At 75.6% G+C, this 23,921-nt stretch carries 23 protein-coding genes, 2 tRNA genes and 1 pseudogene; 14 read left to right on the top strand and 12 right to left on the bottom strand.

The window, feature by feature from the left end; translation table 11 throughout:
* Together SH587_RS19575 and SH587_RS19570 are read left to right on the top strand one after the other, a co-directional pair.
* Positions 1-439: pseudogene (locus tag SH587_RS19575) on the top strand (translation initiation factor IF-2); the annotation flags it as partial.
* A gap of 260 nt (positions 440-699) precedes the next feature.
* Positions 700-1,017, top strand: coding sequence for a hypothetical protein (locus SH587_RS19570; protein WP_320672340.1), 318 nt, complete (start codon positions 700-702; stop codon positions 1,015-1,017).
* Between the two features lie 51 nt (positions 1,018-1,068).
* Here SH587_RS19570 and SH587_RS19565 read toward each other — a convergent pair.
* The 4 genes from SH587_RS19565 to trhA form a co-directional block, all read right to left on the bottom strand.
* Positions 1,069-1,158, bottom strand: a tRNA-Ser gene (locus SH587_RS19565).
* Positions 1,159-1,172: 14 nt separating this feature from the next.
* Positions 1,173-1,904, bottom strand: coding sequence for a response regulator (locus SH587_RS19560; RefSeq protein WP_320672339.1), 732 nt, complete (start codon positions 1,902-1,904; stop codon positions 1,173-1,175).
* The gene (locus SH587_RS19555) at positions 1,901-3,202 is read right to left on the bottom strand and encodes a sensor histidine kinase (RefSeq protein WP_320672338.1); all 1,302 of its coding nucleotides are present in this window, start codon (positions 3,200-3,202) and stop codon (positions 1,901-1,903) included. The genes SH587_RS19560 and SH587_RS19555 overlap by 4 nt, the downstream gene beginning before the upstream one ends.
* Before the next feature lie 80 nt (positions 3,203-3,282).
* Positions 3,283-3,960 (bottom strand): PAQR family membrane homeostasis protein TrhA, encoded by a 678-nt coding sequence (gene trhA / locus SH587_RS19550; protein WP_320672337.1) that lies wholly within the window; start codon positions 3,958-3,960, stop codon positions 3,283-3,285.
* A gap of 169 nt (positions 3,961-4,129) precedes the next feature.
* Here trhA and msrA point away from each other — a divergent pair, with 169 nt between their 5' ends.
* Together msrA and SH587_RS19540 are read left to right on the top strand one after the other, a co-directional pair.
* Complete coding sequence (msrA, locus tag SH587_RS19545; protein WP_320672336.1) at positions 4,130-4,828, top strand: peptide-methionine (S)-S-oxide reductase MsrA; 699 nt, start codon at positions 4,130-4,132, stop codon at positions 4,826-4,828.
* A gap of 16 nt (positions 4,829-4,844) precedes the next feature.
* Entirely contained in the window at positions 4,845-6,008 is a 1,164-nt protein-coding gene (locus tag SH587_RS19540) for a M24 family metallopeptidase (protein ID WP_320672335.1), read from the top strand.
* An 8-nt stretch (positions 6,009-6,016) separates the two neighbouring features.
* Here SH587_RS19540 and SH587_RS19535 read toward each other — a convergent pair whose 3' ends face one another.
* Together SH587_RS19535 and SH587_RS19530 are read right to left on the bottom strand one after the other, a co-directional pair.
* Positions 6,017-9,040, bottom strand: a complete 3,024-nt coding sequence (locus tag SH587_RS19535; RefSeq protein ID WP_320672334.1) for an AAA family ATPase — start codon at positions 9,038-9,040, stop codon at positions 6,017-6,019.
* A 1-nt stretch (position 9,041) separates the two neighbouring features.
* Positions 9,042-10,322, bottom strand: a complete 1,281-nt coding sequence (locus tag SH587_RS19530; RefSeq protein ID WP_320672333.1) for an exonuclease SbcCD subunit D — start codon at positions 10,320-10,322, stop codon at positions 9,042-9,044.
* Positions 10,323-10,462: 140 nt separating this feature from the next.
* On the opposite strand from SH587_RS19530, the gene SH587_RS19525 reads away from it, so the two are divergent.
* From SH587_RS19525 to SH587_RS19500, 6 genes are all read left to right on the top strand, one after another.
* Positions 10,463-11,392 carry a DUF4393 domain-containing protein gene (locus tag SH587_RS19525; RefSeq protein ID WP_320672332.1) on the top strand — a complete coding sequence of 310 codons (930 nt, stop codon included), beginning with the start codon at positions 10,463-10,465 and terminating at the stop codon, positions 11,390-11,392.
* The gene (locus SH587_RS19520) at positions 11,389-12,699 is read left to right on the top strand and encodes a DUF445 domain-containing protein (RefSeq protein ID WP_320672331.1); all 1,311 of its coding nucleotides are present in this window, start codon (positions 11,389-11,391) and stop codon (positions 12,697-12,699) included. The genes SH587_RS19525 and SH587_RS19520 overlap by 4 nt, the downstream gene beginning before the upstream one ends.
* 102 nt (positions 12,700-12,801) lie before the next feature.
* A complete protein-coding gene (locus SH587_RS19515; RefSeq protein WP_320672330.1) occupies positions 12,802-13,131 on the top strand; it encodes a hypothetical protein in 330 nt (109 codons plus the stop codon).
* A 108-nt stretch (positions 13,132-13,239) separates the two neighbouring features.
* Positions 13,240-13,328: transfer RNA gene (locus SH587_RS19510), tRNA-Ser, on the top strand.
* 186 nt (positions 13,329-13,514) lie between these two features.
* Complete coding sequence (locus SH587_RS19505; RefSeq protein WP_320672329.1) at positions 13,515-13,856, top strand: hypothetical protein; 342 nt, start codon at positions 13,515-13,517, stop codon at positions 13,854-13,856.
* 181 nt (positions 13,857-14,037) lie between these two features.
* The gene (locus SH587_RS19500; RefSeq protein WP_320672328.1) at positions 14,038-14,226 is read left to right on the top strand and encodes a hypothetical protein; all 189 of its coding nucleotides are present in this window, start codon (positions 14,038-14,040) and stop codon (positions 14,224-14,226) included.
* A 224-nt stretch (positions 14,227-14,450) separates the two neighbouring features.
* Here SH587_RS19500 and SH587_RS19495 read toward each other — a convergent pair whose 3' ends face one another.
* On the bottom strand, positions 14,451-16,055 hold the full coding sequence (locus SH587_RS19495; protein WP_320672327.1) for an acetate--CoA ligase: 1,605 nt from the start codon (positions 16,053-16,055) through the stop codon (positions 14,451-14,453).
* 66 nt (positions 16,056-16,121) lie between these two features.
* The gene (locus tag SH587_RS19490) at positions 16,122-17,129 is read right to left on the bottom strand and encodes a cation diffusion facilitator family transporter (protein WP_320672326.1); all 1,008 of its coding nucleotides are present in this window, start codon (positions 17,127-17,129) and stop codon (positions 16,122-16,124) included.
* A gap of 110 nt (positions 17,130-17,239) precedes the next feature.
* On the opposite strand from SH587_RS19490, the gene SH587_RS19485 reads away from it, so the two are divergent.
* Entirely contained in the window at positions 17,240-17,554 is a 315-nt protein-coding gene (locus SH587_RS19485; RefSeq protein ID WP_320672325.1) for a DUF3817 domain-containing protein, read from the top strand.
* On the top strand, positions 17,555-18,040 hold the full coding sequence (locus tag SH587_RS19480) for a GNAT family N-acetyltransferase (RefSeq protein WP_320672324.1): 486 nt from the start codon (positions 17,555-17,557) through the stop codon (positions 18,038-18,040).
* On the opposite strand, the gene SH587_RS19475 is transcribed toward SH587_RS19480, so the two are convergent.
* The 3 genes from SH587_RS19475 to SH587_RS19465 are packed head-to-tail and all read right to left on the bottom strand — an operon-like array spanning position 18,037 to position 21,600.
* Positions 18,037-18,873, bottom strand: coding sequence for an EamA family transporter (locus SH587_RS19475; RefSeq protein ID WP_320672323.1), 837 nt, complete (start codon positions 18,871-18,873; stop codon positions 18,037-18,039). The genes SH587_RS19480 and SH587_RS19475 overlap by 4 nt on opposite strands.
* Positions 18,870-20,186, bottom strand: coding sequence for a serine--tRNA ligase (gene serS / locus SH587_RS19470; protein ID WP_320672322.1), 1,317 nt, complete (start codon positions 20,184-20,186; stop codon positions 18,870-18,872). The genes SH587_RS19475 and serS overlap by 4 nt, the downstream gene beginning before the upstream one ends.
* 43 nt (positions 20,187-20,229) lie before the next feature.
* Positions 20,230-21,600, bottom strand: a complete 1,371-nt coding sequence (locus tag SH587_RS19465) for a hypothetical protein (protein WP_320672321.1) — start codon at positions 21,598-21,600, stop codon at positions 20,230-20,232.
* 95 nt (positions 21,601-21,695) lie between these two features.
* On the opposite strand from SH587_RS19465, the gene SH587_RS19460 reads away from it, so the two are divergent.
* Positions 21,696-22,466, top strand: coding sequence for a TrmH family RNA methyltransferase (locus SH587_RS19460; protein ID WP_320672320.1), 771 nt, complete (start codon positions 21,696-21,698; stop codon positions 22,464-22,466).
* 207 nt (positions 22,467-22,673) lie between these two features.
* Here the strand turns inward: SH587_RS19460 and SH587_RS19455 are convergent, their stop codons facing one another.
* The gene (locus SH587_RS19455; RefSeq protein WP_320672319.1) at positions 22,674-23,150 is read right to left on the bottom strand and encodes a c-type cytochrome; all 477 of its coding nucleotides are present in this window, start codon (positions 23,148-23,150) and stop codon (positions 22,674-22,676) included.
* 136 nt (positions 23,151-23,286) lie between these two features.
* Here SH587_RS19455 and SH587_RS19450 point away from each other — a divergent pair, with 136 nt between their 5' ends.
* Positions 23,287-23,802, top strand: a complete 516-nt coding sequence (locus SH587_RS19450) for a hypothetical protein (RefSeq protein WP_320672318.1) — start codon at positions 23,287-23,289, stop codon at positions 23,800-23,802.
* Positions 23,803-23,921: the final 119 nt, after the last annotated feature.

Genomic DNA, 23,921 nt, shown 5'->3' with positions numbered 1-23,921 from the left:
GCCCGCGCCGGCGCCCGAGGCGCCTGCCGAGACGCCCGCGGCCGAGGCGCCGGCCCCCGAGCCCGCTGCTGAGGCACCCGCGCCGGAGCCGGCGGCGGAGGCCCCGGCGCCGGAGCCGGCCGCTGAGGCCCCCGCGGCGGAGCCCGCCGCTGAGGCGCCCGCCCCGGAGCCCCAGGCCGAGGCCCCCGCGCCCGATCCGGAGCCCGCGGCCGAAGCCCCGACTCCTGAGCCGGCCGCCGAGGCGCCCGCGCCTGCGGCGGAGACCCCCGCGCCGGAGCCGGCCGCCGAGGCCCCCGCCGCCGAGCCGTCCAGCGACAGCGGCAGCGAGGCCGCCGCGCCGGAGTCCGACGGCAGTGGCGAGGCGTCGGCCGCGACCGACGACGGTGGCGACGCCTCCGGCGCCGAGGCCGCCCCGGCCACGGCGGCCGCCGCCGGCTGAGCCCGGGCCGGCACTCGCCGGCCACCAGAACCCCAGCGCGCCCGGACGGCCGCTCGGACCTCGGTCCGGGCGGCCGTCGCGCCTTCCACGGCCAACGGCGCTCCCGCGAGTGCCGCGCAGGCGCCCGTCCTTCGCCTGCCCGACCGCCCCGCCTCCCGTCCACCGACCGCCCCCGCTTGCGCCCCACCCGCCGCCCCGCGAACCTGACCGCGGGACGCCCGATGACCGCACCTTCCCCGCCCCGATCGACCGGCCCAGCGATGGCCGTGGCCTGCGTCCTCGCGGTGGCCGTGGTGGCGGTCGTCGCCGCGCTGCTGGTCGACCACGTCTGCACCCACGCGCCGCCGCCGCTGGCCGCCGACGCGCGGCCCGTTCCCGGCAGCGCCCGCGCCTCCTACTGCGACGCGGCCGACCGCTGGCTGCTGCTGGTCGCGGCTCCGGTCCTGGCCGTCGCGCTGGCCAGCACGGCCCTCCGGCGGCGGCCGCCGGCCCTCGCCGCGGCGACCGTCCTCGTCTCCGCGGCGCTGCTGGCCAACGCCGTCCTCGCCGGGTCGCTCGATCCCTCGCTGACGATCTAGCCGGCCCCGAAACGACGAGACCCCCGTCCTCCGACGGGGGTCTCGATCGAGCGGAGCGACGGGGATTCGAACCCCGGAGGGAGCTTTCAACCCCCAACTCGCTTAGCAGGCGAGCGCCTTAAGCCACTCGGCCATCGCTCCTTGTGGGGCCGAGTCTAGCGGCCGTCGCCGGGGCTCGAAGCGTCCCCCGCCGCGAGCTCTCCGCGGGCACCCTCGGGCACGCCGTCGCCGGGCAGCACGAGGCCCGTCTCGTAGGCGTAGATCACCGCCTGGACGCGGCTCTGGAGGTCGAGCTTGGAGAGGATCCGGCCGACGTGGCTCTTGACCGTCGACTCCTCCAGGACGAGCGACGCCGCGATGCCGGCGTTCGACAGGCCGCGGGCGATCCCCAGCAGGACGTCGACCTCGCGCGGGGTCAGCTCGGCCAGCGCCGGGTCGTCGGAACGGGACGGCTCGACGGCGGCGAAGCGGTGGATCAGGCGCCGCGTCACGTCGGGCGCGATCAGGCCACCGCCGCCGTGGACCGCCCGCACGGCGTCGATGATCAGCTCCGGATCGGCGTCCTTCAGCAGGAAGCCCGACGCGCCCGCCCGCAGCGCGCCGAAGACGTACTCGTCGAGGTCGAAGGTCGTCACCACGATCACGTCGACCGGCGGGTCCAGGGCGCTCAGCCGCCGCGTCGCCTCGAGGCCGTCCATCCGCGGCATCCGGATGTCCATCAGCACCACGTCCGGCCGCCGGCGCTCCGCCTGGCCGACCGCGTCCGCCCCGTCGACCGCCTCGCCGACCACCTCGAAGCCCGGCTCCGACTCCAGGATCCCGCGCAGCCCGCGCCGCGCCAGCGGCTGGTCGTCGGCCACCAGCACCCGGATCGCGTCGCCGCTCACGCCGGCACCCCCGCACGGTCGTCGCTCTCGATCGGCAGCTCGGCGTCGACCCGCCAGCCGCCCTCGGCCCGCGGCCCCGCCAGCACCCGGCCGCCGACCAGCGCCGCCCGCTCGCGCATCCCCACCAGGCCCTGGCCGCGGCGCCCGCGACGGCTGGCGGCGGCGAAGACCCCGGCCGGCACCACGCCGGCGCTCGCGCCCTCGGCCCGCACCGGTCCCGGCCAGCCGTTGGGCTCGGCCGGCGCTCCCGCCCCGTGGTCCAGCACGTGCAGGTGGATCGCCCGCGCGCCGTAGCGGACCTGGACCTCGGCCTCGGCCGGCCGCGCGTGCTTGGCCACGTTCGTCAGCGCCTCCTGCACGATCCGGAACGCGCACTGCTCGACCGGATCGGGCAGCGGTCGCCGGTCGCCGGTGATCGCCAGCTGGACCGCAACGCCGCTGGCCCGGGTCGTCTCCACCAGGTGCTCCAGGCCGGTCAGGCTCGGCACCGGCGCGGTTCCGGTGCCGGCCGCGCCGTCGTCGTGCGAGCGCAGCATCCCGAGCGTCCGCCGGGTCTGGTCGAGCGCCTCGCGGCTGGAGCGGCGGATCGCCTCGAGCGCGTGGCGGGCCTCCTCGGCGTCCTCGGCCTTGCGGGCACCGGCGGCCGCCTGGAGGCTGATCGCGCTCAGGTGGTGGCCGACCACGTCGTGGACCTCGCGCGCGATCCGCACCCGCTCGTCGGCGACCGCCCGCTGGACCTCGGCGTCGCTCAGCTGCTCCAGCCGGTGGGCGTTGTCGCGGTACTGGTCGGCCAGCTCGCGCTCGCTGCGGATCGCCTCGCCGACCAGGCCCGGGACCGCGCCGCTGAAGAGCGAGAGGACGATCGCCGGCAGCGACCAGCCGAGGTCGTTGGCGTCGATCAGCAGCCCGAGCGAGGTCAGCGCGCCGCCGACCATGATCAGGACCGCCCGCCGCCGGGTGCCGAACTCGGCGGCGACGACGGCGGTCCAGGCGACCGCGATCTGGGCGGTCACCGCGGTGTGGTCGCCGACCAGCGCCAGCAGCGCGCCGAAGGCGACGATCAGCGCCGGCAGCGGCGCGATCCGGGCCACGAACACCGGCAGGATCGCGAGCAGCAGCAGCACGACGTCGATCGCCTGTGGCTCGCCCGCGCCCCAGCCGTCCTGGCGCCGCATCGTCGTGTCGGTGAAGAGCAGGGCGCTGATCACCAGCAGCGCGACCGCCATCACCGGCGACGCGATCCCGGTCCGCTGGAGCAGCGACCGGCGGAGCGTCGACCAGGGCAGGGGGCGGGTCACCCGTCGATCGTAGGGCGCGAGCGGCCCCACGGCGACCGCCGAAGGGCGGAACCCGGTTCGGCCCGGGGGAGGGGTCGCGGTCAGGCGTGGGGGACGACGGCGAGCGCGACCACGAGGTAGTGCGCCAGCGCGGCGACGATCACCAGCGCGTGGAAGATCTCGTGGTAGCCGAAGACCCGCGGGAACGGATCGGGCCGCTTGCCGGCGTAGATGATCGCGCCGGCGGTGTAGAGCAGCCCGCCGCCGATCAGGCCGACCGCCGGCCACGGGCCGAGGTCGCCGACCAGCTTCGGGAAGAGCGCCATCCCGGCCCAGCCGATCCCCAGGTAGATCGCGGCGCTGACCCACTTCGGGGCGCCGATCCAGAGCAGCTTGATCGTGATCCCGACCCCGGCCAGGCCCCAGGCGACGCTGAGGACGGTGGTCCGCAGCGGGCCCTCGAGCACGATCGCGGCGATCGGCGTGACGCTGCCGGCGACCATCACGAAGATCATCGAGTGGTCGAGCCGCCGCATCCAGGCGCGGGCGTTCGGCCGCCGCCAGTTGACCCGGTGGTAGATCGCGCTGACGGTGAAGAGGCCGACGATCGAGACCGCGTAGACCAGCGACGCGAGCCGGGCGTTGGCGTTCGGGGCCGAGAGCACCAGGAACGCCCCGGCGAAGGCCGCCACCACCGCCGCCCACTGGTGCAGCACACCGCGCATCCGCGGCTTGAGCACGGGCGTCGGCAGCGTCAGTGGCGAGGGTGCTTTGACCACCTCCCCATCTTACGCGCTGGAGGCGATCCCGACCACCGTTCGGTGCACGGGTGTACCGGCGGCCGTTCTGCCGCTGTCCGACGAGCTTCCCGGGCCCGCTCGCTACGCTCGACGCAGGCGTTTCGCGCCGCCCGCGCGGACGTGCCCTTCCCGACCCGAGGAGCCCCGGATGCTGTTCCGCCAGAAGGCTGCCGAGCTGATCGACCCGCAGGAGACGCTGCCGGGCCGCGAGCAGCTGATGCCGATCGTCGGCGACCACCCGGTCCTGGGTCGCCCGATCGTGCCGCCGCTGCCCGCCGGCAGCGAGCACGCGTTCTTCGGGATGGGCTGCTTCTGGGGCGCCGAGCGCGGCTTCTGGCAGACCTCCGGGGTGCTGGTGACCGCCGTCGGCTACCAGGGCGGGCAGACCCCGAACCCGACCTACGCCGAGGTCTGCTCGGGCCGCACCAACCACACCGAGGCGGTGCTGGTGGCGTGGGACCCGACGGCGATCGACTTCGAGGCGATCCTGCGGATCTTCTGGGAGGGCCACGACCCGACCCAGGGGATGCGCCAGGGCAACGACGTCGGCACCCAGTACCGCTCGGCGATCTACGCCACCAGCGACGAGCAGCTGGCCCAGGCCGAGATGTCGCGGACCAACTACCAGCGGGCCCTGACCGCCGGCGGCCACGGCCCGATCACGACCGAGATCCGCGGCGGCGCGGACGGTCCCGGCGCCTTCGGCGGGGCGCTGCTCGGCGGCGCGATCCCGTTCTTCTACGCCGAGCCCGACCACCAGGCCTACCTGCACAAGGTCCCGAACGGCTACTGCGGCCACGGCGAGACGGGCGTCAGCTGCCCGGTCGGGCTGGTCTCGGCCGGCTGACCGGCGCCGACGGCCGATGCCCGACGTCCTGATCTACGCCGACAGCGAGCGCACGCCGGAGCTGCGCCACGAGATCCCGGCCGCGGTCGGCGATCCGTTCCTCTACGGCGAGCGTGAGGGGCGGCCGTTCGCGGTCGTCTCGGCGCTCGACGCGGGGACGATCGGCCGCGCCCGGCCCGACCTGGAGCTGCTGCCGATCGAGCGCTACGGGGTCGACGAGCTGCTGGCTGCGGGCGTGCCGCGCTGGCAGGTCTACGTCGAGGCGTCGCTGCGGGCCGCCCGCGAGCAGGGGATCGTCGAGGCGGCCGTGCCGGCGGCCTTCCCGCTCGCCGTCGCCGACTACTTCCGGGCCGGCGGGCTCGGCCTGAACGTCGACCCGGAGCTGTTCGACGAACGGCGGCGGACGAAGAGCGCGGCCGAGCTGGCCGGGATCCGCCGGGCGCAGACCGCCGCCGACGCCGCGGCGCGGCTGATGGCCGGGCTGCTCGCCGGGGCCGAGATCCGCCCCGACGGCGCGCTCTGGCACGGCGGGGCGCCGCTCACCTGCGAGGCGATCAAGGCGGCGATCGACGACGAGATCCGGGCCCACGGCGCCACCGCCGACGAGTACGTGGTCGCGCACGGGCCGCAGTCGGCCGACGCCCACGGGCTCGGCAGCGGCCCGATCGCGGCCGGCGAGCCGGTGGTGCTCGACATCTGGCCCCGCGACCGCGCGACCGGCTGCTTCACCGACATGGCCCGGACCTGGGTCGTCGGCATGGTGCCCGAGCGGGTCGCGAGCTGGCACGCGCTCTGCCTGGACGCCCACCAGCGGGTGCTGGCCGAGGCACGGGCCGGCGTCGACCCGCGCGACCTCTACGCGACCGTCTGCGACGTCTTCGAGGCCGGCGGCCACGCCACCCAGCGGACCAAGCCGCCGGGCACCACGCTGGAGGAGGGGTTCTTCTCCGGCCTCGGCCACGGCGTCGGGCTCGAGGTCCACGAGGCGCCGTCGGTCGGCCGCGCCGTCTCGTCGCCGTTGATCGTCGGCGACGTCGTCGCGCTGGAGCCGAACCTCTGTTACCTCGACGTCGGCCGGGTCCAGCTGGAGGACGCCGTCCTGATCGGCGAGGACGGCTGCGAGCTGCTCGGCGCCGGCGTGCCCTACGACCTCGACCCGGCGGTCGCCGCGGCCGGCTGAAACGCGGGTCAGAGGGCGGCCGCGGCCTGCTGGCGCAGCTGCGAGCCGTCGCGGCGCTTCTCGACCACCAGCTGGATCGGGATCCGCTGCTTCAGCTCGGGGACGTGCGAGACGATCCCGACCGCGCGGCCGCCGTCGCGGAGCCCGTCGAGAACCCCGAGCACCTCGTCGAGGGTCTGCTCGTCGAGGGTCCCGAAGCCCTCGTCGATGAAGAGCGTGCCGAGGTCGAGCCCGCCCGCCTCGGCGCTGACCACCTCGGCCAGCCCCAGCGCCAGCGCCAGCGAGGCGAAGAACGACTCGCCGCCGGAGAGCGTGGTCGTGTCGCGCTGCTCGCCGGTCCAGCCGTCGAGCACCCGCAGCCCGAGGCCGGCGTTGCCCTTGCCGCGGGCGGTCGCCGGCTCCTCGTGCAGGACCAGCGCGTAGCGGCCGGCCGACATCCGCTGGAGGTGGACCGTGGCGGCGTCGGCCACCTGCTCCAGCCGCGCCGCCAGCACCCACGAGGAGAGCTGGATCCGGCGCCGGTTGCCGGCCCCGCCGCGGGCCAGCTCGGCCAGCTCGTGGGCGCGGTCGGCGGCGGCGACGAGCGGCGCCAGCTCGTCGAGCTGGGCCCGCAGTCGCGGCTCGCGGTCGTCGAGCGCGGCGACCCGGGCGGCGGCCGCGGCGGCGGCGGTGGTGGCCCGCTCGGCCTCCTCGGCGGCGGCGGTCCGGCGCTGCTCGGCGGCGACGACGTCGACCGGCGCGGTGCCGGCGACCGCGGCCACCTCGGGCAGCGCCAGCATCGCCCGTGCCGCCGTCCGTGCCCGCTCGACCTGCTCGATCGCCGCCGCCAGCTCGTCGGCCTCGCGCGGGGTGACGATCGCCGTCTGGAGCGCCGCGATCGCCTGCTCGTCGCCGGCGATCCCGTGGTCGCGGAGCGCCGCCGCCAGCGCCCGGTCGGCCTCCTCGCGGGCGGTGCGCGCGGCCAGGTCGTCCTGGTGGGCGCCGCTGGCCTTCTCCAGGTAGGTCGCGTCGTGGCGGAGCGCACGGACGCGGGCGGCGACGTCGGGGAAGCCGTCGCGCTCGTGCGCCAGCCGCTCCCGCAGCCGCGTCAGCTCGGCCTCCAGCGCGTCGGCGCGGGTCGCCTCGGCGGTCGCCTGCTCGCGGGCCTGCTGCTGGGTCCGGCGGTCGGCCGCGGTCCGCTGCTCCAGCGCCTCGCGCTCGGCGGCGATCCGGGCGTCGTCCTCGGCCGCGGTGCGGGCGACCCCGAGCCGCCGCTCCAGCTCGGCCGCCCGCTCGCGGAGGGCTGGGGTCGGCTCGCCGCCGGCGGCCTGCTCGGCGGCGGCCAGCTCGGCGTGGAGCGCGTGGCGCTGCCGCTCGGCCTGCTCGCGGGCGGCGCGGGCCGCGTCGGCGGCGGTCGCGGCGGCCTGCTCCTCCTCGGCGGTCACGTGCCCGTCGCCGCCGGCGGCCGGCGCCGGGTGGTCGGGCGACCCGCAGACCGGGCACGGCTCGTCGTCGCCGAGGCCGGCGGCCAGCTCGGCGGCGTAGCCCTCCAGCCGCCGGGCGCGCAGCTCCAGCACCCGCTCGGCGGCGGCCTGGTGAGCGTCGACGGCGGCCCGCAGCGCGTCGTCGGCCGCGGTCGCACGGGCGGCCAGCGCGTCGCGACGCTCGCCGGCGGCGGCCGCGGTGGTCGCGGCGGCGGCCTGCTCGGCCAGCGCCGCCGCGTGCTGGGCGGCCTCGCCGGCCGCCCGCCGGCGGTCGTCGAGGGCCTTGGCCTCGGCCTCGGCGGCGGCCAGCCGCTCGTCGGCCTCGGCGGCGGCGCGGGCGGCCTCGGCGGCGGCGGTCCGGCGCCGTTCCAACTCGCTCGTGCGGCCGGCCAGACCCTCCTCCAGCGCGACCAGCTCGCGCAGGCCGGCGGCGTCGTCGGCCCGTCGCCGCGCGCCGGCGGCCCAGGTCGTGGGGTCGTCGGGCGAGAGCGTCGGGTCCTCCAGCTGGGTCACCCAGGCGCGGGCCTTGGCCAGCGTCCGCTCGCCGTCCTGGGCCCGCGCGGTCGCCTGGCGGACGGCGTCCAGGTAGCCACGCAGCGGGACCGCGCGGCGGTGCGCCTCCAGCCGGGCGACCCGCTGCTCGTGGCCGTCGGCCTCGGCCTCGATCGCCTGCAGCCGCGCCTCGGCCTCGCGCCGGCGGGTCTGGTGCTCGGCCAGCTCGCGGGCCTGCTCGCGGTCGGACTCGGCGTTGCGGCGGGCGTCGATCGCGCGCTCGCGGGCCGTCGCGGCCGCGGCGGCGTCGGCGGCCAGCCGCTCGCGCTCGGCGGCCAGCCAGCCGGTCAGCTCGTCGGCCGTCGCGCGCTCGCGCAGCAGTGGCGCGGGGGTGGGGGCGCCCCAGGCGCCGCCGGCCTCGGCGAAGGCGTTGTCGGCCGCGATCCGGGCCCGGTCGAGCGCGCCGCGGGCCTCGCCGGCGCGGTCCTTCAGCCACTGCTCGATCCGCGAGTAGCGGCCGGCGTCGAACAGCCGCTCCAGCACCGCCTGGCGCTGCTTGGCGTCGGCCCGCAGGAAGGTCGCGAAGGCGCCCTGGGGCAGCATCACCACCTGCAGGAACTGCTCGGCGGTCATCCCCAGCAGCGGATCGAGCTCGTGGGCGACGTCCTGGAGCTTGCCGGCGACCGCCTTCCACTCCCCGTCCGGTCCCTGCAGCTCGAGCGTCGCCGCCGCGGGCTCCTGGACCAGGTCGCCCTCCTCGCCGCCGCGCTTGCGGGGTCGCAGGTGGGCGGGGGTGCGGGCGACCCGGATCCGGCGGCCGCCGACGGTCGCCTCCAGCGCCACCCGCGGGCGCACGTCGGGGGCGCGGTGGTCGCTGGCCAGCCGCCCGGCGTCGCCGCGGGCGCCCGGGACCTCGCCGAAGAGCGCGAAGCAGACCGCGTCGAGGACGCTGGTCTTGCCCGCCCCGGTCGGTCCCGAGAGCAGGAACAGGCCGCCGCTGGCGAGCGCGTCGAAGTCGACCTGCTCGTGGCCGCCGAAGGGCCCGAAGCCCTCGATCTCCAGCCGGTGGAGCCGCACGCTAGCCCTCCGACGGGCGGGCGACATGCTCGACCGCGGCCCGCAGCAGCGGCAGCTCGTCCGCGGTCGCGGCGCTGCCGCGGACGTCGAGCACGAACCGCTCGACGATCTCCAGGTCGCTGCGGCCGCGGACCCGCTCGGCGGCGGTGGTGCGCGGGCCCAGGTCGCCCTCGGGCGCGTGCTGCAGCACCAGCACCCGCGGGAACCGCCGCCGCAGCCGCTCCATCGGCCGCGCGGGCAGGCGGGCGTCGGTCAGCACGACCTCCAGCCAGTGGCCGTCGTCCTCGTGCTCGGTCAGCCGCGGATCCTGCAGCAGCTCGTCGAGCGTGCCGCGCAGCCGCGCCAGCCGGAAGGGGGCCGGGACCGGGACGTGGCGGACCGCGACCGCGCCGTCGCCGTCGAGGTCGACGATCGTCGTCGTCTTCGTCAGCCCGGCCTCGCTGAACGAGTAGGGCAGCGGCGATCCGGCGTAGCGCAGGACCGGGCCGCTGGCCGTGGGGAGGGCCGGGGCGGGGGGCTCGTCCTCCAGGGTCAGGGCGAAGAGGCCGCCCAGCTCGGCGTCGGCCGATCCGGCGCGAACCCCGACCGCGGCCGGCACCGGCTGCTCGTCGGCCGCGGCGCCGACCGCGTGCGGCCGGTGCAGGTGGCCGAGCGCGCCGTAGTCGACGCCCGCGAAGACGGCCGGGGAGACGGTCTGGGCGCCGCCGACCGAGATGTCGCGCTCCGACTCCGAGGCCCGGCCGCCGGCCACGAAGGCGTGGGCGACGACCACCGAGCGGGCGCCGTCGCGGGTGGCCAGGTCGGCGCGGACGCGGTCCATCGCCGCGGTCAGGACCGCGTCGTGCGAGCGCTCCTCGACGGCGAGCGGGCCGCGGGCCAGCTCCGGATCCAGGTAGGGGATGCCGTAGAGCGCGACCGGGCCGTGCTCGTCCTCCAGCACCAGCGGCTCGCCGACGGTGGCCGGATCGGTCCGCAGGTGGACGCCGCCGGCGGCGATCAGCTCGGCCGCGAAGCCCAGCCGCGGGGCCGAGTCGTGGTTGCCGCTGACCAGCACCACCGGCGCGATCGCCGCCAGCCGCCGCAGCGCGTCGCCGGCCAGCCGCACCGCCTCGACCGGCGGCAGCGCGCGGTCGAAGAGGTCGCCGGCGACCAGGATCGCGTCGACCTGCTCCTCCTCGGCCAGCTCGACCAGGTGGTCGATCGCCGCCGCCTGCGCGTCGAGCAGCGGCATCCGGTGGAGCAGACGCCCCAGGTGCCAGTCGGCGGTGTGCAGGAGCCGCATCGGACGTCCGAGGCTACGCGCGCGGCCGGACGGTGCACGAGCCCACCCGTTCGCGGCCCACGATCCCGCCACGCGGCTAGGGTGTGCGGTATTGCGACCGTCGGTCGCAGAGGGCTGGCGGTGGACGAGACGATGGGGACATGGCGACCAGGACGAGCAGCGAGCGGGACGACGCGGTGAGCGAGCTCGATGAGCTGGCGGACGACGCGCGCCCCGATCGGCGGCGCGATCAGGCGATCGAGGCGATGCCCGGCCTGGCCCGGATCGCCGGCAGCACCTGGCTGCGGGGGGCGGTCTGGGGCGCCGAGACGTCGGTCCGGACCGGCCTGCGGATCGCCCGCCGGCTGCCCGGCGGCGACCTGGCCGCGCGGGTGGTCGAGGAGGCCGCCGAGCAGGCCCGCCGCAGCGCCCGCCAGGTGCTCGGGGTCGAGGACGTCGAGGAGCGGCTGCGGAAGCTGGTGCCCGAGCGGGTCGGATCGGCCCGCAGCTGGACGCCGACCACCGTCGAGGAGCCGCTCGACCCGTCGCAGGAGCTGCGGGCGCGGGGAGCCGGCCTGCTGGCCCAGGCGGCCAACGTCGCCTTCCAGGAGGACGCGCACCCGGCCTACGCGCGGATCCTGGACGAGCTGACGCCGGACGAGGCGCGGGTGCTGCGGCTGCTGGCCACCCGCGGCGCCCAGCCGGCGATCGACGTCCGCACCGGGCGGCCGCTGGGGATCGGGTCGGAGCTGATCGCGGCCGGCCTGACGATCATCGGCGCCGAGGCCGGCTGCCGCTACGTCGAGCGGGTCCCGGCCTACCTGAACAACCTCTTCCGGCTGGGCCTGATCTGGTTCTCCCACGAGGAGCTGCAGGATCTGCGCGGCTACCAGGTGCTGGAGGCCCAGCCCGAGGTCAAGCAGGCGATGCGCGAGGCCGGACGGGCGGCGAAGACGATCCGCCGCAGCATCGCGCTGACGCCCTTCGGGGACGACTTCTGCCGGATCTGCCTGCCGCTGGACGGGCCGACGCCCGGGTTCACCCGGATCCAGCCGCCGAGCGACCAGGCCGGCGGCGGGAGCCGCCGATGAGCGCGCTGCTGCTGGCGACGTCGTTCCACCTGCTGGGGGCGGAGATCCACCTCCAGGAGCTGATCTCGGTCCCGCTCTTCATGGGCGCGATCGGCTACATCACCAACTGGTCGGCCGTCTGGATGCTGTTCAACCCCCTGGAGTTCAAGGGGTTCCGGGTGCCGGGGCTGGCGACGATCGTGAAGCTGGCGCCGCGCAAGGTCCAGCAGATCCCGGGCGTGATGCACGGCGGGGTCGGGTGGCAGGGGATCATCCCCTCGCGGGCGGCGAAGATGGGCTCGATCGCGGTCGACAAGGGGATCGCCAAGCTCGGCAGCGCGGCCGACTTCTACCAGCAGCTGGAGCCGGAGAAGATCGCCGAGCAGATCCTGGCGACGACCCAGAACGACCTCCGCGACATGGTCGAGCGGATCATGCAGCGCGAGCACCCGCAGCTGTGGCGTGATCTTCCCCCGCAGGTGCGCGAGGCGGTTCACGCGCGCGTGCTGCAGCAGCTGCCGGAGATCGTCTCCGACGTCACCGACCGGATCGGCGAGAACATCGATCAGCTGCTCGACGTGAAGCTGATGGTGATCCGGCACCTGGAGGAGCAGCCCGACCTGGCCAACCGCGTCTTCCAGGACGTGGGCCAGAAGGAGCTGCGCTTCATGATCAACTTCGGCTTCTTCTTCGCCTTCTTCCTCGGCTTCCCGGTGGTCTGGATCACGGCGGCGTACCACCACTGGTGGGTGCTGCCGGTGATGGGCACCTTCGTCGGCTGGGCGACCAACCTGGTCGGGATCTGGATGATCTTCGAGCCGACCGAGCCGCGGCGGATCCTCGGGATCAAGATCCAGGGCCTGTTCCTGCGGCGACAGCACGAGGTCGCCGACATCTACTCGAAGATCATCGCCGAGAACATCGTCACGATCGCCAACATCGGCCAGGAGCTGCTCTACGGGCCGCGGTCGGACCGGACGCGGCGGATGGTCGAGGACGCCATGCGGCCCGCCGTCGACCGGGCGACGGGGCCGGCGCGGGCGGCGGTGCGGATGGTGATGGGGGCGCAGAAGTACGACGCCGTGCGCGAGTCGGTGGCGACCGAGGCGGTCGAGTACACGCTGACGCCGCTGCAGGACCCGGAGTTCAACGAGCGCCAGAGCAAGGCGATCCGGGTGCTGATCCGCGATCGGCTGCGCGAGATGTCGCCGAAGGACTTCGTCGAGATGCTGCGGACGGCGATGAAGGAGGACGAGTGGCTGCTGTTCCTCCACGGCGCGGTGCTGGGCTTCGGGGCCGGGTTGCTGCACCTGGCGATCTTCGGCTGACGGGTGGCGCCGGCGGGGGCGGGTCCCCCGGAAGCACTAGGGGGAGTCGGTTGGTCCCCGCGGGGGAGGGCCGGGGAGGGGATGCGGGCCTAGGGTGGAGCCATGTCCCGCCTGTCCCGTCCCCATCAGGTCGTCGTTCCCCTCGCGCTCGCCCTCGTGGCCGCCACCGGTGTCGGTGCCCCGGCCGCGTCGGCGAGCGCCGGGCTCGACAAGAGCACCGCCCAGCGGATCGCCCGCAGCGCGGCGGTCAAGGAGGTCGCCAAGGGTGGCATCCACAGCCGTGCGAGCCAGTGGAGCGCCAGCTGCCGGCGCGGTCGGTCCGGCGACTGGACCTGCCGCGTCCGGTCCCGGCCGGCGAAGAGCTGGGGCACGCTGCGGGTCTCCTCCCGGACCTTCCGCGCCTACCGGATCCGGATCGGCTCGCGCTTCTGACTCGCTGGACCCGCGCTGGACGCCACCGACGCCCGCCCTCGGCCATCCGCCGAGGGCGCGTCGTGGGGGCAGACGACCGCTCTACTCTTGTCACGCACTCGCATCCAAGGAGGGGTGGCAGAGTGGACGATTGCGCTGGTCTTGAAAACCAGAGGCCGGATAACACCGGTCCGCGGGTTCGAATCCCGCCCCCTCCGTTGAACGCCTCCGCCCGTCGGGGGCGTTCGCGTTCCGGGGCAGAACGGGCCGCTGAGCGGCCCAAATCGGCCGGTCACCCGATCGCTTGCACAAGCGCCGCCCACCATCGAGGATGGGGCGGACAACCAAGTGCCCCCGGCACCGCGCCAACGGTCCGGGGGCTGGCACAGGAGAAGCAAGCTCCCATGCAGAACAAGACTAGTCGGGTGGCGCACGGCGCCCCCTGCGTCTCGCCCAGCCTGCGGCCCGGGCCGAGCCGGGATCGCGCGACGCACCGCCTCGGTCGCCCGTCCCCCGACCACACCGGCGGTGGCCTCAGCGCCGATGGCGAGCGGGCAATCGTCGAGGCCCTCGCCCTCCGCACGGCGGTGCTGGCGGTCCGCGACGCGACGCTCCCCGAGGAGGTCGCCCTCACGATCGACGATGTCGCCACCGCAATCGCCTTCGCCACACCCGGCGCGACGGCCGAGGACTACCTGACGCTGGTGGACCAGCGGCATGGTGCGGTGCTGGGGGTGGGTGGGTAGCAGCGGCCTCGTCCGCCCGGGACCGGCGACGTGTCAGCGGCCGCCGCGTGGCCTTCCGCGGAGCCGGGCGATCCACGCGGCCCGATTCTCCAACTGCGTCATCAACCTCGCGGTCGACAAGACCCGCGTCCTGCGACCCCGTGGCCGCTTCGCCGTCTCCGACGTCGTCGCCGATCCGGGCATGGACGAGACGACCAAGCACGACATGCGCCAGTGGACCGGCTGCGTCGCCGGCGCCCTCACGCGCGACGAGTACGCGCAGGCGCTGACCGCCGCCGGCTTCGTCGGGATCGAGGTCCGCGAGACCCACCGCGTCCATCCGCACGTCGCCTCCGCGGTGATCCGGGCGCGCGTGACGTCGGCCGCCTGACCCCAGGAGTGCGCCACTTCAGCGACGTCTGATCGTCGCTTGAGCTGCGCTTGAAGAAGCGGGGCTATATCTCGGGGCGCGTCGCAGGGTGCTTCGAGTTCCCGACGACGCGCCGCATCATCCGCGCCACTCGGTGGTCCGGGGGCGCGGCGCATTCCCTCCTTCCCGAACGCCCTGGCCGCCGGCCGGGGCGTTCGTCGTCGGGCGCCACGGCCCTGCCATCGTCAGCCCTTCGCCCGCTCCTCCTCGAGCTTCCGCAGCTCGATCCGGCGGATCTTGCCGGTCAGGGTCTTCGGCAGCTCGTCGACGAACTCGATCTCGCGCGGGTAGGCGTAGGCGGAGTGGGTGTCGCGGACGAACTGGGAGATCTGCTTGCCCAGCTCGTCCGAGGGGTCATGGCCCTCGGCGGCGATCACGAAGGCCTTGACGATCCAGCCGCGCCGCTGGTCGGGCTTGCCGACGACCGCGGCCTCGGCGACCGCCGGGTGCTCCAGGCACGCCGACTCGACCTCGAAGGGGCCGATCCGGTAGCCGGCGCTGAGGATCACGTCGTCGGCCCGGCCCTCGAACCAGACGTAGCCGTCCTCGTCCATCCGGGCCGCGTCCTTGGAGTGGAACCACTCGCCGCCGAAGGTCTCCTCGGAGGCCTTCGGGTTGTTCCAGTAGCCCAGCGGCCAGGTCGGGTTCGTCCGCGCCCGCAGGCAGATCTCGCCCCGCTCGCCCGCCGGCACCGGCTGCTCGTCCTCGTCGAGGATCGCCACCTGCCAGCCCGGCATCGGCTTGCCCATCGAGCCCTCGCGCACCTCCATGAAGGGGAAGTTCGCGCACAGGGGATAGCTCTCCGACAGCCCGTAGAAGTCCAGCACCGTCACGCCGTACTGCTCGCGGAACCAGCGGATCGCCTCGGGATTCAGCGGCTCGCCGGCCGAGCAGGCCCGTCGCAGCGGGACCGGGAACCGCTCGCCCGCCCGCTCGACCGCCATCATCGAGCGCATCGCCGTCGGCGTGGTGAAGACGTTCGTCACGCCGTGGCGGCTGAGGAACGCCAGCTCGCCCTCCGGGTCGAACCCGCCCGCCCGCTGGTGGACGTGCTGCACCACCCCGTAGCGCCACGCCCCCATCAGCGGGATGATCCCCGCCGCCCACGCCCACTCGCCCATCGAGCGGAACTTCTCGCCGTCCTGCACCTGGTGGCAGTACTCGAACTCCTCGTGCCCCAGCAGGTACCGATGGGCGTGGAGGATGCCCTTCGCCAGCCCGGTCGTGCCCGACGTGTAGTAGAGCTGCGCCGGGTCCTCCGCCGACGTGTCGAGGGTCTCGAACTGGTCCGACGCCGCCGCCAGCAGCTCCGGCGTCAGCACCAGCAACTCGCGGTGCTCCGCCCCCTCCAGACCGGCGATCGCGGCCGCGATCTGCTCGCGGTGCGCCTCGTCGGTCACCACCAGCTTGGCGTCGCTGTCGCGTACCCGGTGGCGGATCCCCTCCTCGCCGTAGAGCACCGACATCGACAGCAGCACCGCGCCGGCCTTCCAGACCCCGAGGAACGCCGCCGCCGTCTCCGGCGTCGGCGGCAGCAGGAACGCGACCCGGTCCCCGCGCTCGACGCCGTGCTCGACCAGCAGGTTGGCGAAGCGGTTGGCCAGGCCCCGCAACTCGCCCCACGCCACCTCGCGGACGTTGCCCTGCGGGTCCTCGTGGACCATCGCCAGCTTGTCGTCCGGGTGCTTGTCGCAGACGTCGGCGGCGATGTTGTACCGCTCGGGCACGCGCCACTCGTGGGTGGCGACGAGCTGGTCGTAGGTGGGGTTGTCGGTCGGCGCGGACGGCATCTCGGACCGACCCTCCCAGATCGCCCGCGGGCCGACCACCCTTCGAAGGTCGCGGCCGTCGCGCCCCTACCCCGCCCGCAGCGTCGGTCCGTGGAGCGTGCCCGCGCAGCCCTCGCAGCCGCTGGCGTCGCCCCGCTCGACCTGCAGCGTGGCGTGGTCGATCGAGAACCGCGCGTGGAGCATCGCCCGGACCGCCTCGCGGATCCCGTCCGGGTCCTCGGCGTCGGCCGCCACGACCACGTGGCCGGAGAGCGCCGGGAAGCCGGTCGTCAGCTCCCAGACGTGCAGGTCGTGGACGCCGACGACGCCCTCGACCTCGTAGATCGCCCGCCCGACCAGCGGCGGCTCGACGTCGGCCGGCGCCGCCTCCAGCAGCACCCGCCCGGTCGAGCGGGTCAGCCGCACGCCGCCGCGCAGCATCAGGAAGGCGACGATCAGCGAGGCGATCGGGTCGGCGATCTCCCAGCCGCCGACGACCACCGCGACGCCGGCCGCGACCGCCGCCAGCGAGCCGAACAGGTCCATCATCACGTGCAGCCGCGCGCCCTCGACGTTCATGCTCCGCCGCTGGGCGCGGGAGAGGGCCCAGGCGCTCGCCACGTTCGCCAGCCCGCCGGTGACGCCGACGACGATCACCAGGCCGGCCTCGATCTGCGGCGGATCGAACAGCCGCCGGACGCCCTCGACCGCGATCAGCACCCCGAGCACCAGCAGCGCGACCGCGTTGATCAGGCCGCTGAGGATCTCGGCCCGCGCCAGCCCGAAGGTGTAGCGGCCGGCGGCCGGGCGGCGGGCCAGGTGGGCCGCGCCCAGCGCCAGCGCCAGCGCCGCCGCGTCGGTCAGCATGTGCGACGCGTCCGAGAGCAGCGCCAGCGAGCCCGAGATCACGCCGGTGACGACCTCGATCAGCATGAAGGTCGTCGTGATCGCCAGCGCGATCGCGATCCAGCGGCGGTCGTCGTCGGCCGAGACCCCGTGGTGGTGGTCGTGGTCGTGGTCGGCGTGGTCGTGCCCGGGGGCGGCCGCCGCGGCGGGCGGCGGATCGGCGGACGGGCGCGGGGACGGCGTGGTCACGACCCTGATCCTCCGGTACCGGGCCCGCCGGCGCACGTCGATGACGGTGAGACTTCGTCTCGTCGACTTGGCGCGACGCCGCTCGTCGGGAAGCTCCCTACCCTTGAGCCATGCCCGATGTCGCCAAGCCCCGCCGCCTGCTGAACGTGATCGCCGTGGTGGCCCTGCTCGACTTCCTGCTGCTGATCCCGTTGGTGCTCGGCGTCGTCGGCGCGATCGACAGCGACTCGTTCGTCGGCATCCTCGGCCCGATCCACGGCGTCGGCTACCTGGCCCTGCTCTACCTGACCGCCAAGGGCGCCGGCGAGCGCCGCTGGGGCTGGTGGTTCCCCGGCATCACGCTGATCACCGGCGGCCCGGTCGGCTCGCTGATCGGCGACGTGATCGTCCGCCGCCAGCTCGACGCGGCCAACGCCGAGGCCTGAGTGCCGCGGGTCCGCGCGTACGACCGCGCCGACGCCGCGGCCACCCTGGCCGTCTTCCGGGACGCGATCAGCGGCACCGCCAGCGCCCACTACACGCCGGCGCAGATCGCCGCCTGGCTCGGGCCGGGGATCGACCCGGACGCCTGGCACGCCCGGCGCGCGGCCGTCGACACGCTCGTTGCCGAGGCGGACGGACAGGTCGTCGGCTTCACCGACCTCGACGACCGCGGCCACATCGACATGCTGTTCGTCGCCCCGCGGGCCGGCCGCTCCGGCGTCGCGACCGCGCTGCTCGAGGAGGTCCTGCGGCGGGTGGCCGAGCGCGGGCTGACGCGGCTGACGGTCGAGGCCAGCCTCTCCGCGCGGCCGTTCTTCCTCCGCCACGGGTTCGCCGTCCTCGCCGAGCAGCAGGTCGCCCGCGGCGGCGAGCGGCTGGTCAACTTCCGGATGGCGCGGGACCTCGACCCCGCGCCCGTCCGTTCCTAGCTCGCGGCGGCGACCACGCCGACGCCGGCCAGGGTCAGCGCCGCGCCGGCGGTCTGGACCCGCGACAGCCGCTCGTCGAGCAGGGCGCGGGCCAGCAGCACCGTCACGACTGGGTAGAGCGACGAGAGCACCGCCACCACCGGCAGCAGGCCGGTCCGCGAGGCGAGGGCGAACAGCGCCTGGGCGCTGATGTCGATCACGCCGGCCAGCGGCAGCAGGCCGGCGCCGCGCAGCTGCGGCCCGATCCGCCGCCAGAGGCCGACGGCGACGATCGCGATCAGGGTCATCTCGACCGCGCGGGCGACGAGCACGGCGGTCAGGGCCGACTGCTCGGCGGCGGCGTCGAGCAGGGCCAGGCCGCTGCCGAGGCCGAGCGCGGCGCCGAGCGCGAAGGCGATCCCCGCCGGTCGGGTCCGCATCTCCACCGGGGCCGGGGCCCGCGCCGACAGCACGCAGCCGGCGATCGCCGCGGCCAGGCCGACGAGCGAGAGGGCGCCCGGCTCCTCGCCGGAGACGAAGCCCCAGAGGACCGGGACGATCGCGCCGGTCGAGAAGAGCGGGGCGACGATCGACATCGGCCCGATCGCCAGCGCCTGGTACAGGCAGAGGATCCCGCCGAAGAGCACCACGCCGGCCGCGGCGGCGGCCGGCCAGTCGTCGCCGATCCAGGGCGCGCTGGTGACGAGCACCAGCAGCCCCAGGGCCAGCAGGCCGGCGACGCGGGTCAGGCTCAGGACCGCCAGCACGTGCCGGTGGCGGGTCGCGCGTCCCCCGATGTAGTCGCTCGTGCCCCACGCGACCGACGCGAGCAGGGCGAGCAGGATCGCGGTCATCCAGCGGCGGGCAGGAGCGCCGGGGCCCCGAACGGCACCAGGCACTCGGGGAGGACGACGGTGCCGTCGTCGCGCAGGCCGTGCTCGAGCAGCGCGATGATCGTGCGGCCGACGGCGACCGCGGTGCCGTTGAGGGTGGCGGCGATCTCGGGCTTGCCCTGCTCGTTGCGGTAGCGGACGGCGAGCCGGCGGGCCTGGTAGTCGGTGGTGTTCGAGGTCGACGTCAGCTCGCGGTAGGTGTCCTGCGAGGGCAGCCACGCCTCGCAGTCGAACTTGCGAGCGGCCGAGGCGCCGAGGTCGTCGACGGCGATGTCGACCACGCGGTAGGGGATGCCCAGCTCGGTCAGGATCTCCTCCTCGATCGCCAGCAGCCGGGCGTGCTCCTCCTCGGCCTGCTCCGGCGTCACGAAGCTGAACATCTCGACCTTGTCGAACTGGTGGACGCGGAAGATCCCGCGGTCGGCGCTGCCGGCGGCCCCGGCCTCGCGGCGGAAGCAGGGGGAGAAGCCCGCGTAGCGGCGCGGCACGGCGTCGGCCTCGAGGATCTCGCCGGCGTGGATCGAGGCGAGGGCGACCTCGCTGGTGCCGACGAGGAACAGCTCGTCGTCGGGCAGGGCGTAGATCTGCTGCTCGGTGTCGGGCAGGAAGCCGGTCCCGTAGAGGGCCTCCTCGCGGACCAGCACCGGGGGGACGACGGCCTCGTGGCCGTGCCCGCGCAGCTTGGCCAGCGCCCACTGGACCAGGGCCAGCTCGAGGAAGACCAGGTCGCCGCGCAGGTAGGCGAAGCGGGAGCCGGAGAGCCGGGCGCCGCGCTCCATGTCGACCCGGTCGGGGCCGGCGATCTGCAGGTGGTCGAGCGGCGTCGCGGCCGGCTCGCCCTCGGCGTTCGCGCGCAGGTCGAGCCCGTCGACGGCCGGCTCGCCGACCGTCTTCAGGACCGTGTCCTGCGGCGGCGAGTCGCGGTGGGGCAGGTTCGGCAGCCGCGACTGCTGCTCGTGGAGGTCGGCCTCGACCGTGGTCAGCTCCTCCTGCAGCGCCTTCGCCCGGCCGGCGACCTCGCGCATCGCCGCGATCGCAGCGTCGGCCTCGGCCTGCGAGCCACTGCCGTCCTTGGCCGCCTTCTGGGCCTGGCCGATCGCCTGGTTGGCGGCGTTCTGCTCCGCCCGCAGGCCCTCCAGCTGGGGCAGGATCTCGCGCCGCCGCTCGTCGAGCGCCAGGACCCGGTCGAAGGTCTCGGCGTCGCCGCCGCCGCGGCGGGCGAGGGCCGCGCGGGCGGCGTCGGGGTCGCGGCGCAGGGCCTTCAGGTCGAGCATCGGGAGGGAGGCTAGCGGTGGCGAGGCGGGGAGCGGTGGGTGGTCACCAGGCGGCGACGTGGTCGCCCTCGTCCTCAAGGCCACGGGCGGCGATGGTGGGTGCGGCGCCGCTCAGCGGGACGCGCAGCACGACGCCGCCGGTCCGATCGCTCCAGCGCAGGATCGCGACGATCGCGCTGTCGGTGGCGCGCTCGTACCCGCGCAGCGTCAACCACGTCGGATCGTCGCCGCGCCGCCGCAGGCCGACGGCGCCGAGCAGCGCGTCGACCGTGGCCGGTCGATCTCCGACGCGCAGCGGCCGCGTCGTGCCGTCGGGGGCCATGGTGGCCAGCGCGCGCGGAACGCCGTCGTCGAGGTCGCCGAGCCAGCGACCGTCGGGAAGCGCGAATCGGGGCACGAACCGGAGGTCATCCCGACCCGCCACGCGCCCCGGCGCCAACGGCTGGAAGGCCCGGGTCCAGGCGGTCGGCGCGATGGTCCGCGACGTGCCATCCGGCGCGACCGCGAGCAGCGGCTGTGGCCGCTCGGCGATGGCCAGACCGACGCGCGACCCGCGACGTCGCAGCGCTGCCCTCAGCCGTGACGGGACGACCAGCGCGCCGGCCGGACCGGCAAGGACGTCCTCGGCGACGACCGACCCGCGGGCGAGCGCGCGCCGCTCGGCGCGCAGGACCTGCCCGGCAGAGCCGTCGATGCGCACGCTCGACGAGCCCCGTTGACGGGCGGTCCGGATCATCATGCGCCCGAGCGCGGATCGGGTCGGCGTCCAACGGGGCAGCCCTTCGTCGGCGCTCGCCGCGAGCACCAGCGCCGTCGGCAGTCGGGTCCAGGAGGTCGTCGCCGACAACGTGCGGCCCCCGGACAGCGGCGCGGCGGCCCCGGTCGCTCCGGGCACGGTGGCGCAGGCCGCGGTCGCTGGGTGGCACGTGACGACCCGCCAGCGCCATGGCGTGCGGCCGGCTCGGGCCGCGGCGCCGCGCGGGCGAACGCGCAGCTGGTCGATCAGGACTCGCTCTCCGTCGGGCGACCATCGGGCGGTGGAGGCCCAGGTGGCGTCGAGTCCGCGGGGCAGACGGCCAGGCCGCACCGTGCCGGTCCCGGCAAGATCGGCGATCCAGAATCGGATGCCGTCGCGCGGGTCCTCGATGGCCTCGAACAGCACGGCGCGGCGGCCGTCAGGAGCGGGCACGACGCGGTCGGGAATGCCCGCCAGCTGCCACGGCGCGAGCCGTCGGGGCGGTTGGCTGGGCGACTCGATCACCAGCCGGGCAACGCCCGCATCGGGCCGTCCGCTGATGCCCCCGGCGTCGAGGCGGACGATCGCGGCGTCGGCTCCGAGCGGCAGGACCAGTCCGCTGGACAGCGCGGCGAGGACCATGCCGGGCGCGAGCACGAGCGAGCGGGAGAGCCACACGGGACCGACGGTAGCGGCGTGTGCCTTCGACCGGGCGGTCCCTGGCCCCACGTCCGAGCGCACGTCGTCGTGAATCTGCCCGTAGCCTCCCCGCGATGGCCACCCCGATCGAGCCCCGGCAGCGGCGCGACCGCTGCATCACCGTCTACGGCCGGCGGGCGGTGCTGGAGGCGCTGCGCGACCGCTCGCTCGAGGTGGCCGAGGTGATCGTGGCCAGCGGCGGCGGTGCCGTCCCGCGCGAGGCGACCAAGGCGGCGCGGGAGCGGGGGGTCGCGGTGCGCGAGGAGTCGCCGCACCGGGTCTCGCTGATCTCGGGCAACGGGCGTCAGGACCAGGGCGTGGTCGCCGACGTGGTCGCACCCGAGATGCGGCCGCTCCAGGACCGGCTCGATCGGCTGGCGCGCAAGCCGGGCCTCCGGCAGCGGCTGCTGGTGGTCGACGGCGTCACGACCCCCGGCAACCTGGGGCTGATCCTGCGCTCGGCCGCCGGCGCCGGCCTCGACGGGATCGTCGTCCCCCGCCGCGGGACCGCCGAGCTGGGGCCGCAGGTGGTCAAGGCCTCGGCCGGCACCGCCTGGCGTGCCCCGGTGCTGCGGGCCGCCGACGCTCCGGGCGCGCTCTCGGCCCTGACCGACGCCGGGTTCGCGATCCTCGGCCTCGACGCCGGCGCCGAGGCCTCGCTCTGGGAGCTGCCGCTGCCCGACCGCGTCGCCTTCCTCGTCGGCGGCGAGCACGCCGGCGCCTCGAGCGACGCCGCCGCCTTCGTCCACCAGTGGGTTCGGATCCCGATGCCGGGCGGCATCGAGTCGCTGAACGTCGCCTGCGCCACCACGCTCGTGGCCTTCGAGGTCGCTCGCCGGGGCTGATCGGCCGCCGGCATCAGGCGCCACACCCCGGCCGGCCGCACGGGGTGTGGCGCGTCATGCCGGCTGGACGAGCACCACGCGCCACACCCCCGGGACGGGGATGGGCGTGGCGTGGTGTGCCGCTTGCCCGCTCCGCGCGCTCCCAGAACGACGACGGGCGGCCCTGGGGCCGCCCGTCGGACGAAGACCGTTTCGCCGCTCGCGACGCTAGCGCGAGGGCGGGGTCGGGCCGGTGATCGCGCAGCGCTCGTCGGCCGACTTGACCTTCTCCGGGCTGGCGGTGTCCTGGGCCTTCAGACCCGAGTTGTGGCAGAGGAACGCGGCGATGTCCTCCGCGTCCTTCCCGACCGCGATGTTCTGGGGCATGATCGCGCCCGAGAAGCCGCCGTTGCGGAGCGCGTACAGCACCGAGCCGTAGGTCTCGCGGCGGAGGTCGAAGTTCGGGCCGTCGGTCCGCTCGCGGTCCTTGATCCGGTAGGCGCCGCCCTGGGTGCCCGCGGCCGCCAGGGTGTGGCAGCCGGCGCAGCGCTCGGCGAAGAGATCGGCGCCGCGGCGGACCGCTGGGTTGTCGGCGGCCTGGAGCTTGCCCGCCTCGAGATTGGTCTTGACCGACTCCGACCCGCAGGAGGTGAGGGCGAGGGCCGCTCCGAGGGCCGCCAGGGTCGTGAGGGCTCGACGCTGCATGACGCGCGCATCGTAGACCACCGCCCCACCGGCGAGGCGCGCGCCTCCCGCCCCCGGCGTCCCCGCAAGGCCCCGGACGAGCCCCCGCGGGCGGGCGTGCGTCGTGGGGGACGGGCGATCGGCGAAGATCAAGCCGATGGCGCGCGCTGGCCACGGGGGAAGCCCGCTGCACGATCTGCGCTGGGTCGGGATCGGCCTGGCGGTGGCGATCGCGTCGATCGTGCTCGTCCAGACCGGCTGCAACACCGGGCCCGAGCACGTCGTCCGCGACGGACGCCTGCAGCTGACCCTGCGCGAGTACAGCGTCGAGCCGCGCAACGTGAAGATGCGGGCCGGCCTGGTCCGGATCGAGGCCCGCAACGCCGGCCGGCTGCTGCACCGGGTCCGGATCGTCAGCGACGACGACAAGCGCGGCAACCGCCGCTCGACCTTCTGGCAGGACCGCGACCAGCCGCCGCTGCGGCCCGGCGCCAGCGCCGCGCCGGCGACGATCTGCCTCGGTCCCGGCCGCTACCGGATCATCAGCGCGCTGCCCGGCGACGAGGAGCTGGGCGCCGTCGCCGACCTGCGGGTCGACGGTCCGCACCCCGCCTGCCGGCCGCTGGTCGGCCAGAAGCGCCCGTCGGCCGCCGACGCCGACAGCGGCGGCTGACCGCGCAGACGAATTTCGCGACCCGGGAAGGAACCCTCCGACGGCCGGCGAACAACGGGATCGCCCCCGGCACCGGCCCGAAGACCTTCGCATCTCGCACCTAGATGCCCGCGACTGGT

It is taken from the genome of Patulibacter defluvii (assembly GCF_034096925.1).
Classification (GTDB): Bacteria; Actinomycetota; Thermoleophilia; order Solirubrobacterales; family Solirubrobacteraceae; genus Patulibacter; species Patulibacter defluvii.
This window is presented reverse-complemented; position numbering and strand designations above follow the sequence as displayed.

Excerpts from the sequence above, each read along its gene's own strand:
- SH587_RS19505 (WP_320672329.1), top strand. The coding sequence starts at position 13,515 with ATGCAGAACAAGACTAGTCGGGTGGCGCACGGCGCCCCCTGCGTCTCG.
- SH587_RS19485 (WP_320672325.1), top strand. The coding sequence starts at position 17,240 with ATGCCCGATGTCGCCAAGCCCCGCCGCCTGCTGAACGTGATCGCCGTG.
- SH587_RS19515 (WP_320672330.1), top strand. The coding sequence starts at position 12,802 with ATGTCCCGCCTGTCCCGTCCCCATCAGGTCGTCGTTCCCCTCGCGCTC.
- SH587_RS19455 (WP_320672319.1), bottom strand. The coding sequence starts at position 23,150 with ATGCAGCGTCGAGCCCTCACGACCCTGGCGGCCCTCGGAGCGGCCCTC.
- serS (WP_320672322.1), bottom strand. The coding sequence starts at position 20,186 with ATGCTCGACCTGAAGGCCCTGCGCCGCGACCCCGACGCCGCCCGCGCG.
- SH587_RS19530 (WP_320672333.1), bottom strand. The coding sequence starts at position 10,322 with ATGCGGCTCCTGCACACCGCCGACTGGCACCTGGGGCGTCTGCTCCAC.
- SH587_RS19540 (WP_320672335.1), top strand. The coding sequence starts at position 4,845 with ATGCCCGACGTCCTGATCTACGCCGACAGCGAGCGCACGCCGGAGCTG.
- SH587_RS19500 (WP_320672328.1), top strand. The coding sequence starts at position 14,038 with ATGGACGAGACGACCAAGCACGACATGCGCCAGTGGACCGGCTGCGTC.
- SH587_RS19460 (WP_320672320.1), top strand. The coding sequence starts at position 21,696 with ATGGCCACCCCGATCGAGCCCCGGCAGCGGCGCGACCGCTGCATCACC.
- SH587_RS19520 (WP_320672331.1), top strand. The coding sequence starts at position 11,389 with ATGAGCGCGCTGCTGCTGGCGACGTCGTTCCACCTGCTGGGGGCGGAG.
- SH587_RS19450 (WP_320672318.1), top strand. The coding sequence starts at position 23,287 with ATGGCGCGCGCTGGCCACGGGGGAAGCCCGCTGCACGATCTGCGCTGG.
- msrA (WP_320672336.1), top strand. The coding sequence starts at position 4,130 with ATGCTGTTCCGCCAGAAGGCTGCCGAGCTGATCGACCCGCAGGAGACG.
- SH587_RS19570 (WP_320672340.1), top strand. The coding sequence starts at position 700 with ATGGCCGTGGCCTGCGTCCTCGCGGTGGCCGTGGTGGCGGTCGTCGCC.
- SH587_RS19495 (WP_320672327.1), bottom strand. The coding sequence starts at position 16,055 with ATGCCGTCCGCGCCGACCGACAACCCCACCTACGACCAGCTCGTCGCC.
- SH587_RS19525 (WP_320672332.1), top strand. The coding sequence starts at position 10,463 with ATGGCGACCAGGACGAGCAGCGAGCGGGACGACGCGGTGAGCGAGCTC.
- SH587_RS19475 (WP_320672323.1), bottom strand. The coding sequence starts at position 18,873 with ATGACCGCGATCCTGCTCGCCCTGCTCGCGTCGGTCGCGTGGGGCACG.